Origin of the sequence: Curvibacter sp. AEP1-3 (genome assembly GCF_002163715.1) — a bacterium.
Classification (GTDB): Bacteria; Pseudomonadota; Gammaproteobacteria; order Burkholderiales; family Burkholderiaceae_C; genus Allorhodoferax.
On record NZ_CP015698.1, the window covers coordinates 1,858,344 to 1,871,541 of the forward strand.

Genomic DNA, 13,198 nt, shown 5'->3' on the forward strand with positions numbered 1-13,198 from the left:
CCCATGTATCGCATCGCAATCGACGTAAGGGAAGTGCGCAAGGTCTATGAAATCTACGCACAGCCGCAGGACCGGGTGAAGCAATTGCTGCTAGGCCGCTGGCGGAACTACCACCACGATTTTCACGCGCTTAAAGGCATAAGTTTTTCGGTGCGGAAGGGACAGTGTGTGGGGATCATCGGGCGAAACGGAGCTGGCAAGAGTACCTTGCTGCAAATTCTCACCGGCACCATGCAACCCAGCAGCGGGCAGGTGCTGGTTGAAGGACGGGTGGCCGCTGTCCTCGAACTGGGCTCTGGATTCAACCCCGAATTCAGCGGCCGCCAGAACGCCCTATTGTATGGCAGCCTGTTTGGTCTCACCAGCGCGGAGGTCAATGAACGAATGCCTGCCATAGAGGCTTTTGCAGGTATCGGTGAATTCATCGACCGACCGGTCAAGACCTATTCCAGCGGTATGCAGGCGCGTCTGGCTTTTTCTGTAATTGCCCATGTAGACGCCGACGTACTCATCATCGACGAGGCTCTCTCTGTGGGCGACGCAGCATTCACCCAAAAGTGCATGCGGTTTCTGCGCGAGTTCAAGGCTCAGGGATCCATTCTGTTTGTTAGCCATGACATGGGGGCAGTCACTGCATTTTGTGATGAGGCATTGTGGATCGACGGTGGCGAGTTGCGCTATCGTGGTAGCGCCAAAGAGACTTGCGAGCGCTATTACGCCTTTATGCAGACAGGCGAGGAGACGATTAGAGAAGATGGTGGCGCCGCGTCCCAGACACTGCCCCAAGGTGCCAGACTGCTCCAAAGCGTGCAAGTGCGAGTAAGCGACGCAACCTTGGACACTGGTGCACAACACATCGAGTGCTTTGGCTTCAATCAGGAGTCCAGGCGCCATGGCAACGGCCACGCTCGAATTCTGGATGTACAGTTCGTATCCCCTTCTGGACAGGCACTGGATTTCTGCAAAGGCGGCCAAGAAGTACGCGTGCGGGTTCAGGTGCAAGCACTTGTAGACGTGTACATGCCGATTCTGGGTTTCATCATAAAGGACCGGTTGGGCCAGCCGCTTATCGGGGGGAACACCTACCATAGCTATAAGCATCAGCCAATGCCAGCCCGCCGAGGTGAGTTTTGGGCGGTGGAGTTCGGTTTTTGTATGCCCATTTTGGCCATTGGGGACTATTCCATTACGGCTGCCATTGGAGAAGGCACCTTAGCGGAGCATGAACATATGGATTGGATGCATGATGCAGTGTTGTTCAAGGTGATTGAGACCTCGATAGATGGAGTTTTGGTCGGCGCACCACTGGACCTCATTCACATGCGTCACTACACACAGGATGCATCATGACCGACAACGCACCACTTGTCTCCATTGTCATCCCTGTTTACAACGGTGCTGCATACCTAGCGCAGGCTATAGAGAGTGCGCTGGCCCAGTCCTACGCACACTGCGAAGTGATCGTAGTGAATGATGGCAGCAATGACTGCGGTCAAAGCGAGCGTATTGCCATGCGTTACGCGCCCCGTATCCGTTACTTTAGCCAGCCTAATGGGGGCGTGGCCTCAGCATTGAACCTTGCCATCTTTGAGATGCAAGGCAGCTATTTCAGCTGGCTCAGCCATGACGATGTGTACTTGCCACATAAGGTGGAACGGCAGATGGCATTGATGCGGTGCAGCGAGCAACATGCGGTTTACAGCGACTACCGCCTTTTCTCTGACGATGGCGACATTGTGGACATTCATCTGCCGGATACGGAACCCCAAGCGTTTCGCTATAGGCTGGCTTTGCAAGGTGGAGTCAACGGTTGCACCCTGCTTATTCCTGTTGAAGCTCTGCGCACTGCAGGCGGATTTGATGAGAGCCTGCACACCACACAAGACTATGCTCTGTGGTTTCTGTTGGCTAAAAAACTGCGCTTGGTGCACCTGCCTGAAGTGCTTGTTTCAGCCCGCGTGCACACGAAGCAAGGTATTTTCACGCGGTCCGAATTGGCTTGGCGTGAGAGCAAGATCCTCCATGCCAACTTTGCTCGGGACTTGGAGACCGCTGACTTGCCCATGGCCACAGATGCTGGGTTCACCCAGCTGGCAAAAAGCTTTTGGCGACGCGGCTTTGACGAAGCCGCGCTCATCTCCGAGCAGCGTGCTCGGAGTTATGGCGTTGGGGACATAACGCTTCACTGCGTCCGCTTTAGTGCCATTTTTCAGCGTAAGGCTTCCCATCTTCTGCGTCGCTTGCTCAGCCCGATCCAACGCGCCCGTATCCGGCAATCCCTGCGACGCCTTCCACTTTACGTGCCCTGAAAATTTACCATGGCACTAATTATTTATGCGCCTAATGTCCATACAGGGGGAGGCAAAGTGTTGCTGCAGGCGCTAGCGGAGCAGTGTGGCCCTCGGGTTCAGCAGGCCATACTGGATGCGCGCCTTTTGCAGGTCGCTGACGTTCCCTTTATTGACATCACTTCACTATGGGTACGCAATACGCTGGCCTCTCGCCTCACTGCCGAGTGGAAGCTATGGCGCAACGCGAAGGTGGGTGACACAGTGCTGTGCCTGCACAGCCTGCCCCCTCTAATGCCACTTCGTGCACGCACCGTGGTGTTGGTACAAAACAGGTTACTTTTGGAGGTTGGTCCTCTTTCGCAATATCCGCGTGGTACACGAATGCGTATCACCGTGGAGCGATTATGGGCTCGCTACCTGCAGGGGCGCGTTAAGCTCTACGTAGTGCAAACCCCCAGCATGGCCGACACCTTAGCTCAATGGCTACGGCGCCATGTACCGACGACCGTGGTGCCTTTTGCGCCCCATCAACCCATGCCGACTTGCGACGACAAGCCCGAGAAGCAATTCGATTTCATCTACCCGGCGAGCGGCGAAGCGCATAAGAACCACCTTCGCCTGCTGCAGGCCTGGCAAATGCTCGCAAGTTCCGGCATTCAACCCCGCTTAGCACTCACGGTAGATGCGCAGCGCTACCCAGAGTTGACGACGTACTTGGCCCAACAGATTTCCTTACAAGGTTTGGCCATACGAAACTTGGGCGAGTTGCAGCCAAGCCAAGTGAACGCTTTGTATTCACAAGCTGGGGCTCTCATTTTTCCGTCGCTGCTGGAAGCCTTTGGCCTACCGCTGATAGAGGCGAAGCAACATGGCCTGCCCATTCTGGCATCAGAGCTGGACTATGTGCGCGACCTAACTCAGCCAGTGCAGACCTTTGATCCGCACTCAGCGCTTTCCATCGCCCGGGCCGTACGCAGACATATGGGCGTACCAGAGCCAATAGTGCAGGTTATGGATGGCTCATATTTGTTAGACGAGGTGCTACGTTGAAAATTCTGTTGTGGAGCCAGTGCTTCTGGCCTGAGCACGCCCATATCAACGAAGTCGCCCAGAGTCTCACCGAGGCGGGACACCTGGTGACTGTGCTGACCGGCAAGCCCAACTATCCGGGCGGAGAAGTGTACGCGGGGTACCGCGCCTGGGGGGTGCAGGAAGAATCTCATGAAGGCATGGATATCGTGCGTGTGCCAATACTGCCACGTGGAAAGGGACGAGCCCTTGGGCTAGTGAAAAATTACCTTTCGTTCATTGCAACAGGGGGCCTCATTGCGCCCTTGGTACTGCGCAAGAGACAGTTTGATGTGGTGTTTGTCTATGCACCCTCTCCTATCCTGCAAACATTGCCAGCGCTTTGGATAGCGCGCTTGCGTGGCATTCCATTGGTGCTTTGGGTACAAGACCTTTGGCCCGAGGCGCTGGTTTCCACAGGTTTTGTTCGAAACCGATGGTTGTTACGTGGCGTTGGGCTGGTTGTGCGCCATATCTACCGACGCTCCGATTTGTTGCTGATTCCCTCGCAAGCTTTTCTCAACTCAGTAACCAGCCATGGCTGTGCGCCCGAAAAAGTGGTCTACCACCCAAACTCGGCCGGCCAAAGGCCGCCAGTGCAAAAACTTAGTGACAGTACCCGCCAGTTAGTTCAAGACGTCGGCGGGCAGTTCTCGGTGGTGTATGCGGGAAACTTGGGCACAGTGCAAAGCTTGGACACGGTAATATCTACCGCTTACGCCTTGCGGGCCCACACAGGACTCCGGTTCTATCTCATAGGTAGCGGCTCCATGGCTATCCGCCTTGAACAAGCTATCGCTAACGAAGGCCTGTCCAACATTACGTTGCACAGATGGGTGGCGTCCGATGAAATCCAAGCGGTCTACGCTGCAGCCTCTGTACTCCTCGTACCACTAAAAGACGACGCACAAATCGGCCACACCATACCCAACAAGATGCAGGTCTACCTTGCAACAGGCAAGCCCATCATTGTCAGCAGCAATGGCGAGGTTGCACGCATCCTGCAATTGGCCAAGGCAGGCGTGTGTTGTCCGGCAGGAGATGCCGAAGCATTAGCAGAGGCGGTATTGCAACTACAAGCAATGTCGGACGTTGAGCGTAAAGTCCTTGGCGACAATGGGCGAGCTTTTTTCCAGTTGCACTTTGAGCTGGGATTGACTACCAAGAAGTTAGAAGGCTTGTTGGAGGGGATGGTGAATAAGTTCTCTAGCCAATCCCGAAGAAAAGTTTAAGGCTTTGGTTGCTTCTGCGTCCATCGATGACGCCCAGTGCATTTAAGGCAGCTCACGTTGACAACGTACCTGGAGACTGGACTCGCCATCAGCTTGCAATTGAAGATGAAACTGAGCATGTGAAAGTTGTTTGCAAAAAATTGTTAACTCTTGTCAACATTGCGAGAGGGAGTGTGGATTTGTTAAGGCCTTGGCGTCTTGGCATATCCGATTAACACGCAGCGGTTATGGATTGACCAATTACCAGTTTGTTTGCGAGCACATTTAGTTTGATGTTGAAGCCCCCTTGAATACCTGAGCCAGTTGGGAGTAGAGAATTCCAACCAATAGAGTCTCTACGTGAAGAAATCAAAGTTCAGCGAAAGCAAAATCGTCGGCATCTTGAAAGAGGTCGAAATGGGAGCCCTGGTCGGTGAGACGTGCAGGAAGCACGGAGTCAGCGAGCCCACCTATTACAAGTGGAAAAGCCAATACTCGGGCATGACGGTGCCGCGCCGGTCACAACTGCGTGAACTGCAGGACGAGAATGCCCGACTCAAACGCATGTATGCAGATCTGGCCTTGGTGCACAACGCATTGAAGGATGTTGTTGAGCGAAAGCTCTGACCCCGCAGCGTCGCGAACCAGTTGTGTAATCGTTGATAGTCGACCATAGCATGAGCCAGCGCCAAGACTGCATTGTCGGTGGCATAGCCCGCTCGACACTGCACTATCGGCCTGTGCCACGCGACGACTCCCGGGTAATCGTCTTCATTCATAACCACATGGCACTGAACCCACGCCATGGCCTTGACCTACTCTATGACAGCGCCCGTCACCAAAAGCGGCAATAGGGGAAGATAGTGCTGTGGCGTGTGTATTGCCAACAGCGGCTGAACCTGTCCCGGCGCGGCAAGAAACGGCTGCCTGACCGAATCAAGTAGCCATTACAGGCCGAGAGCCAACATAACCAGGGCTGGAGCTGCGACTTCATGTCCGACGCGCTGTGGTCAGGACGACGATTCAGGACGTTCAACGTCATCGATGAATACAACCGAGAGGGGCTGTATTGACCCAGCGGTATCTGCACAGGCTAGGCTGGTAAAGCATAAACCTCAGCAGGGGTACGCTTATCAAGCGGTAATCGCCCCGAAAAACTATAGAGCTGAGAAATAGAAATTTCTCGAAGATATTTTCTACATGAAGAAGTCCAAGTTTTTCGACAGCCAGATCATGGACGCGCTCAAGCGCGTTGAGGCTGGTTTACCCGTTCCTGACCTGTGCCGTGAAGTCGGTATCAGCACGGCTACGTTCTACAAGTGGCGCGCCAAGTTTGGCGGCATGGACACCTCGATGATGGCCCGCATGAAGGAACTCGAAGAAGATAACCGGCGCCCCAAGAAGATGTACATCGAGGAAAAGCTCAAGGCCGAGATCGCTGCCGAGCACCTCGCAAAACAGTAACACGGCCGTCTCGCCGCCGCGAGATGGCCAAAGAAGTGGTTGCCCAGCGTGGCATCAGCATCTGGTTGGCCTGTGACGTCTCTACCGTCAGCGAATCCTGCTACCGCTATGAGGTCAAGCGTCATGCCGAGAACGAGCAGATCGCCGATTGGCTGGTGCGCCTGACCGACAACAACCGCAGCCGGGGCTGTGGACTTTGCTACTTGTACCTGCGCAACGTCAAGGGCTTTCAATGGAACCACGAGCGGGTCAAGAGGATCTACCAGGAGCTGAAGCTGAACATGCGCATCAAGCCGCGTAAAAGGCTGGTACGCGACAAGCTCGAACCTTTGCGCGTGCCGCAGGCAATCAATGAGGTCTGGTCCATGGATTTCATGCACGACCAGCTCGAAGACGGGCGCAGCTTCAGATTCTTCAACGTCATTGATGACTTCAACCGTGAAGCGCTGGATATGGAGATCGACTTATCGCTGCCCTCCGTACGCGTCGTCCGTGCGCTCAAGCAAATCATTGCCTGGCGGGGCAAGCCGCAGGTTATTCGCTGCGACAAAGGCCCCGAGAACATCAGTGCCCGCATCCAGTGCTGGGCCAAGCAATGGGGCATCCGGTTTGAATACATCCAAGCGGGTAAGCCCCAGCAAAACGCCTACATCGAACGATTCAACAGGACCGTTCGCTATGAATTGTCAATGCCACTCGTAATTTCCGCACCCCCATTGGCCCATTATTCAAGCGGCAGCCATACTGCAATCGCCACCATTGCTTTGGTCGCATTGCTTTGCCGCACTTTGGCAGAAAGGGGATGTTTGCGATCAGTCAGAGCCAAATAGGACTCATCCGCATCGACTTCCCCATGAAGCAGATCGCGGTCCGGTCGAACCATGCGCGGCGCAAGCGGTGAAGCATGGTCCAGGTTGTCTCGTAGCTCCCAAGACCGAGTACACGCTGCAACCCCAAAGCACTAGCGCCCTGCTTCTGGTTGGTGACTTATCAGATAGCGGCGAACCACACCCTTAGCTCTGTTCTAGTGTTGTCAAAGATTGAGCCCGCAGTTACGGAAGCCTGAAATTTGCAGTGTCGGCACATGATCCTGCCTCGGGTCGAACGCGATGGAGTGTCTAGTACCGAGCACTTGGGGCAGACAAACCCGACTGGCCAGCGCAGGTGTTTCAGATAGGCCCTGCAGGGGTCCTCAGATTGAAACCACTCCAGAAACTGGCTCTAGGACTTGGGATAGTCCACACCAGCGCCTGGGATTGCCGGGATTACGTTCATCACAACAGTTTTACGGAATTGGAGCTAAAGGGATATCCCGTCTTTTTGTACAGTTATGAAAAATCTGAGAAACAGAGCAAATCAAGCGAGCTGTTTTACCAAATCAACTGGCATGGGCATATCCCGCAAACGGGGGATTCAGTGTCCGCATTTGGCAAAGAAGTCGAATGTCCGCAACTGGCTCGAAGTTGTCTTTGAACCTCTTTGCGGAAACTACCGCTGACCAAGACCGGTAGGTCCGCTGAAGCCGGTCAGCAAATCCCGGAACAGATGGTCAGATCAATCGGAATACACATGTGATCGATGCCAGCAGTATGCACTGCACAAACGCTGTCATCCTGATACTCGGGAGCAAAATGCAGCCTAACGCCACCAATCATTCAGTAGCTCACCACTGGAAAGTTAAGGCAATGCAAGTAGAGGCAAAAAATAATCACCCTACTTAACGATTTATGAAATCCATGCCGCCTTTGCGTTCCATGGCTGCATTACCTACAAACTGGTTTGACATCGTAACCACTGAAACTGAGTCAATACTTCTAGCCGCTGATGTTTCCAGGCCCATGTTCACAGCGAAACATCAACGGAAACACGCTCGAAAGTCGACTCGTTGATGGACTTGTGTTTTTGTCGTAAGCACACGCTTTATCTGCGTATAACCTTTAGGGCAGCTCTCTGATTTATGCTCAAAGTCTGTGACATCATGCCTTTGGAGCTCGAAGGTTCAATGGTACTGGACATGCTGATTCAAGCGCACTTAGCAACGTGTCAATAGCGCTATCTCGCTCGGGGATTTGCTCTTCCGATGAGAGAGAAAGCCCGGCTCTCTCGCTCCATCGTCGTAGCTCTTGAGCAAAAGCAGTTGGACTCGGGTGTGACGCAATAAGCGCATACAAAACGATGCTGTAGATCTCTTGCCGTGATATGGCTTCTGTCAATACTTTGCTATGGACCTCTAATACTTGCGTCAAAAGTTCTAGGCGGTTTTCTATCTCTTTGTCCATATCTAACCTAAATGATTTTGAGTAAAAACCAAATGACAATGCGTGGTCGAGGGTACAGCCAATGTCAAGCACATACTACAAGGTATCGAGAAGAGGCGCAGTATCTACACTGCAGAGAGGAAAAATGCAGTTCCATGGCGCTGTCCCCCTAAAGACATGCAGTGGTCGGCACGAAACAGCTACTAGTTTTAGTGACTGCCGCATCAAGTGGCAATAGTTTGGCAAGCTGGAGCAGGAGATGGGCATCACTGCACTGCTATAACTAATAGTATCGGAGTATAACTATACTCATACTGTCAATTTATAGATCTCAAAAACATGCACTTGCATTTTAATTTCACCCGATCCGCGTTTCTGTACCCGAATAGACACACTATTTTGCTCAATTTCTTAATGCGGATTCTTTTTCTTGGCATTTTGTATCGCCTGAGTACTTTGCAATCCAGCGTACAAGCATAGTGATTTTCTCTGCGGCCGTCGATACAGATTGCAAAACTGCAGATACCCCAAAAAAATCACTCCATAATGCGGAAGACTCGCCTCAACTAACTTCACACCAGTATGTTATCCAAACAACGTAAAACAATATTAAAGTAAAAATGCAAAACTATTTAAAAACAATTCAAACACACTACCTATAATCAACTATAGATACACCCCAAGAAATCATATTAACTTTTTAAATTCGCACAAGAAAACCAATTTCAGGACCAATCAATCTTCTTTGAAAATCAAATACCAAACTCTCGTCGGATTAACAAAATGCACGAATTAATAATTGCCATGTCGTAATTCTTATCATTTTTTCGCGCAACCTCAATTTGCTCTCCAAATACACGAAGAAACAGCACAACAAACTCTGCATCTTGTTTAAGATCAATTAATGCATTCATACTTTCCTCGATTATTTAAAACGAGTTCATTATTTATATGTTCTCTTGGACTCTGCACTGGAAATGTGCATCAAGACACAATTTCAGAAAAATAGAGAATTGCAGAACACCTCTCAACTACTAGTCTCAATGTCAACTATGCTCTCGTACAGTCGCAACGTCCCCCCGTATTTGAGTGGTGTCTGAGCTTGGAGTCCAATCCCAAGTAGGAGAAGATTGGACGTGAAGAAGCGATTTACCGAAGAACAGTTCATTGGTTTCCTGAGGGAAGCCTAAGCGGGCCTGGCGGTAGCCGAGCTGTGCCGCAGGCACAGGTTCTCGGAGGCCTGCTTTGACCTCTGACGCAGCAACTTTGGCGGCAAACGTGTCAGACGCCAAGCGCCAGAAAGAACTGGAAGCGGAGCACGGGCGACTAAAGCGCTTGTTGGCCGTGACCCTGTACCTGATTTGAGTAGCAAACGGTTACGGAGAAATTCGGCATGATGAACGCCCCGATTGGGGAAGGAGCATGTCGTGAAGAAGAACAAGTTCACCGAAATCCAGATGGCCTTTGCCCTGAAGCAAGCTGAGCTGGGAACCCGAGTTGAAGATGTATGCCGCAAGCTAGGAATCAGCGAGGCAACGTTTTACCTTGTGAAGAAGCGGTATGGGGGAGTCGGCCCGTCCGAGTTGCGCCGTCTGCGCCGACTTGAAGAAGAAAACCGCAAGCTCAAGCAGATCGTGGAGGATCTGAGCTTGGATAAGGCCATGCTGCAGGCGGTGGTCGCAAGAAAGCTCTGAAGCCTTCGCGGCGCCGTGCATTGGCGCCGGAGTTGCAGCAGCGAGCGCAAGGCGCTGCACATCGTCAAGATGTCTACTTCATCAATGAGGTACGTGTCCCAACGACGGCACGAAAGTGCCCTAAAGTCACGCATCAGAGACATTACCGATACGCGAGTGCATTACGGCTACCGCCGAGTGCACGTGATGCTACGCCGCGAGGGCTTCCGAGACAACGTCAAACGGGTGTATCGCGTATATCGCGAAGCAGGCCTTACGCTGCGGGTCAAACGACCCCACCGCAACAAAGCGGCACAGCTGCGCCAACCCAAGCGCCTGGCACACACAATCAATGAAACTTGGAACATGAACTTTGTAGCTGACACTCTGTTCGATGGGCGCAAGCTGCGAATCCTGATCGTCGTTGATCTATACGCCGTTGAATATCTTGCAAAAGATGTTGGCCAAAGCCTCAAAGGAGAGGACGAGGTTCGAGTACTCGACAGCACTACGCAACAACGAGGGTTGCAGCAACCAATCAAGTCAGAAAATGGCAGCGAGTTCATCTCCAAGGTCATGGACAAATGGGCCTATGAGCGAAGCGTAAAACTTGACTTCAGCCAACAAGGCACGCCCAAGGAAAATGCCGATGTTGAGAGCTTTTATAGGCGCCTCCGTCAGGAATGTCTGAACGCGAACTGGTTCACGTCGCTGGAAGATCCACAGGCTAAGACTTCGGTATGGCGAAGCTATTACAACAAGAGTCGACTCCACAGTGGCTACATTGGGCCACGCCAGAAGAATTCTCCCGTCGCTGCTGGGAGTTAACTGAAACGACGATATTGAAGTAGCAGGAAATCTCTGCATCCGAATGTTACCGGGTTGGGTACAGGGTCAGACTGCGCCACCAGTTCTAACCGCTGGAAGGCTTGTCCACTAACTCAGAGCTAAAGGTGGTCCACGTTAAGAGCACCCTTTGCAAGAAGCCTAAGCTGAAAAGACAAAAGCCGCATTGCTGCAGCTTTTCGTTCTTTAGTAACACCCATACTAGGTCAACAAGCAGTCAGTGTTTAGTCAACTTGGCAACCTCTTTTGCCATCTCTTTACTAACCTCTTTGGCAAAGTCCTTAACTAAATCAAGAGTGGGCAGAGCCGATTCCTGTGTTTCATCCTTGGAAGAAGCCTTCTCAGGCTTCTTGTACACGGCTCGAATGAGCGAAACCATGATGACCGTGGGCGGAACGATGAACGATGCAATAAGCAGCGATACATGCCAATGAATCTTAGGGTCCTTCTGTAAACTAAAAACCAAAACAGCCCCCATGACTATGGCTGTCATATACAAGAGCACTGCGAAACCGATAGCCGATGAAAAGAGTGTTTGCTCTGTAGAGAATCTGTGCTTCTGCTCTTCCAAACCCAAATCTACCGACTTGGATACATCGGCTCGCAAATCACCATCAGACAGATCGCCCAAGTTGGAATTGTCAGCTTCAGCCACTTAGCAACCCGAGGTTAACCAGCCGATACTTCATGGCGACTTCTGAGACGTTAAATAGAGTGGCGAGGCCTTTTAAGGTGCCATATCCACGTTCATTCACTGCAAACTTCACCACCTTTTCAGGCATCAGGAGTTGCGCTGCAAATGCATTGGCCTGACGCTCTTCAGGCGCAGCGCCGCTAGAAAAGTTTTCTGGAGTGTCGCGGAACATTTTGCCCGCCGAGTTGAGATGCCCCAACGCGTAATGCCCAATTTCATGCGCAATTGTGAAGCGTTGACGCACAGGAGATTCGGTCGTGCTGTACCGGATAACAGCACCCACGGCGGTATTCTCGATCACACCACTTGCACCCAACGAACGACTGGCCACAACCCTTATTCCGATAGCTCTCGCTATAGAAGCCACATCAACTGGCAACCTTCCGTCCCAATGGGAGTTCAGTAAGCTAGCTGCGGTAACAGGCATATTCGCTCTCCAAACTAAAAAAAGGTGAAATGGTGGTGGGTCAAACCTGCACGGTTCTCCCCTGTGATTTTAGCCCGAAGACTCAATACATGGAAAAAGGTGCACAAATTTGTAAACGATCTGCAGTCAGGAAGGCGCAAAGCATGCGCCATGTAGACTCCAGATAGGCAACGTAGAGGCCCTTAACGCAATCAGCAAGTCCAAATGCTTTGGCACCCAGCCAGGTATCTCCATGTCATCACGCAGCCGACGTTGGGGGGAGCGGTGCAGGCCTGTCGCCCTTCAAAAAAGTCTGCGTGCTTACAGCCAAATGCCTCCGAAGTGAGATAGATTTTTCAAAGGTCAAGGGCACCTGTTTTCAAACGAGGCGAATGGTCTAGGTGAGTTAACTTTAATGTGCAAGATGAGGAAAGATTGCACATCAATTAGCACTACGCCAGTCGTGAAAACCCGCACAGTGGGCAACTTTTGAGTACTTTATGAATTGTCTAGTGATATCAATGCTTTGTGCACTGGGCTAACGCGGCTTAAAACATGAGCATCTGTTGTAGACGGCACCGCACAATAGTTACTCACAACCCAACTGCATAGGCGTCCTCCAAAGTGGGGTGCAACACATGCTCACTTCTGGCAAGGTGCGCGGGCATTGAATGACACCAATGCGAGACGCCATCGAGTGCGTATTCCGGTTTGCTTGACCACCTATTCCGGGAATAAGTGACCAGCCTGCTGGTGTTAACCCTTTAGCCTTCGGCTCAATTGAGCATGTGCTTACCTCCAGCAGGACCGGACCCGACCCAAAGCGGTCCTCTGCACGCTTGGAATATCTGCCCGAAAGCGGACATCCGATCTGATACAAAGAAGGTGCGTTTGCAGATGTCGCCTTTGCAGCGGAAGCGGACATTGCTAGAACTCACCCAAATGGGTGATTTACACAACTCACACCTAGCGTCAAAATGGGTTTCGCCATAAATACGGCCATCTGGATATATGTGCTGCTGAATTATGATTCAGAAGAAGGATTGTCAAAAAGAGGGGTGGCGTTAGCCTAGTATAGCCACGATAGAGGACGAATTCTGAAAGAGTAACAATGGATAGCTTTCCGTGAAATTGGTCGCAAACCCAAGCGGCATGAGCTTCGCTGTTTGCTGTATTTCGCTGTCAATGGTAGTATTTCCCGTGTATAAATTCGTTTAGCTTGGGAATGCCAAGATAGGCGCTCACCTATATTTAGTTAGCCCTATTTGTCCAACACTTCACGGGAGA

7 protein-coding genes and 4 pseudogenes are annotated in these 13,198 nt (G+C 51.7%); 8 read left to right on the forward strand and 3 right to left on the reverse strand.

What is annotated here, in order from left to right; translation table 11 throughout:
* Nucleotides 1-3 precede the first annotated feature (3 nt).
* From AEP_RS08590 to AEP_RS21010, 6 genes and pseudogenes are all read left to right on the forward strand, one after another.
* The gene (locus AEP_RS08590) at nt 4-1,350 is read left to right on the forward strand and encodes an ABC transporter ATP-binding protein (protein WP_087494994.1); all 1,347 of its coding nucleotides are present in this window, start codon (nt 4-6) and stop codon (nt 1,348-1,350) included.
* On the forward strand, nt 1,347-2,309 hold the full coding sequence (locus AEP_RS08595) for a glycosyltransferase family 2 protein (protein WP_087494995.1): 963 nt from the start codon (nt 1,347-1,349) through the stop codon (nt 2,307-2,309). The genes AEP_RS08590 and AEP_RS08595 overlap by 4 nt, the downstream gene beginning before the upstream one ends.
* Nucleotides 2,310-2,318: 9 nt before the next feature.
* Nucleotides 2,319-3,341, forward strand: coding sequence for a glycosyltransferase (locus tag AEP_RS08600; RefSeq protein ID WP_087494996.1), 1,023 nt, complete (start codon nt 2,319-2,321; stop codon nt 3,339-3,341).
* Nucleotides 3,338-4,591 carry a glycosyltransferase family 4 protein gene (locus AEP_RS08605; RefSeq protein WP_087494997.1) on the forward strand — a complete coding sequence of 418 codons (1,254 nt, stop codon included), beginning with the start codon at nt 3,338-3,340 and terminating at the stop codon, nt 4,589-4,591. Before AEP_RS08600 ends, AEP_RS08605 begins: the two co-directional genes overlap by 4 nt.
* Before the next feature lie 339 nt (nt 4,592-4,930).
* Nucleotides 4,931-5,197 carry a transposase gene (locus AEP_RS08610; RefSeq protein ID WP_087494998.1) on the forward strand — a complete coding sequence of 89 codons (267 nt, stop codon included), beginning with the start codon at nt 4,931-4,933 and terminating at the stop codon, nt 5,195-5,197.
* A gap of 573 nt (nt 5,198-5,770) precedes the next feature.
* Nucleotides 5,771-6,717 (forward strand): annotated as a pseudogene (locus tag AEP_RS21010) (IS3 family transposase); the annotation flags it as partial.
* A gap of 59 nt (nt 6,718-6,776) precedes the next feature.
* Here the strand turns inward: AEP_RS21010 and AEP_RS21015 are convergent.
* Nucleotides 6,777-7,309 (reverse strand): annotated as a pseudogene (locus tag AEP_RS21015) (transposase); the annotation flags it as partial.
* Nucleotides 7,310-9,488: 2,179 nt separating this feature from the next.
* Between AEP_RS21015 and AEP_RS20685 the strand changes: the two are divergent.
* Together AEP_RS20685 and AEP_RS08630 are read left to right on the forward strand one after the other, a co-directional pair.
* Nucleotides 9,489-9,645, forward strand: a pseudogene (locus tag AEP_RS20685) (transposase); the annotation flags it as partial.
* Nucleotides 9,646-9,719: 74 nt separating this feature from the next.
* Nucleotides 9,720-10,816, forward strand: a pseudogene (locus AEP_RS08630) (IS3 family transposase).
* A gap of 212 nt (nt 10,817-11,028) precedes the next feature.
* Here the strand turns inward: AEP_RS08630 and AEP_RS08635 are convergent.
* Nucleotides 11,029-11,466 (reverse strand): hypothetical protein, encoded by a 438-nt coding sequence (locus AEP_RS08635; RefSeq protein WP_087495002.1) that lies wholly within the window; start codon nt 11,464-11,466, stop codon nt 11,029-11,031.
* Nucleotides 11,459-11,932 carry an ImmA/IrrE family metallo-endopeptidase gene (locus tag AEP_RS08640; RefSeq protein ID WP_087495003.1) on the reverse strand — a complete coding sequence of 158 codons (474 nt, stop codon included), beginning with the start codon at nt 11,930-11,932 and terminating at the stop codon, nt 11,459-11,461. Before AEP_RS08640 ends, AEP_RS08635 begins: the two co-directional genes overlap by 8 nt.
* Between the last annotated feature and the right edge of the window lie 1,266 nt (nt 11,933-13,198).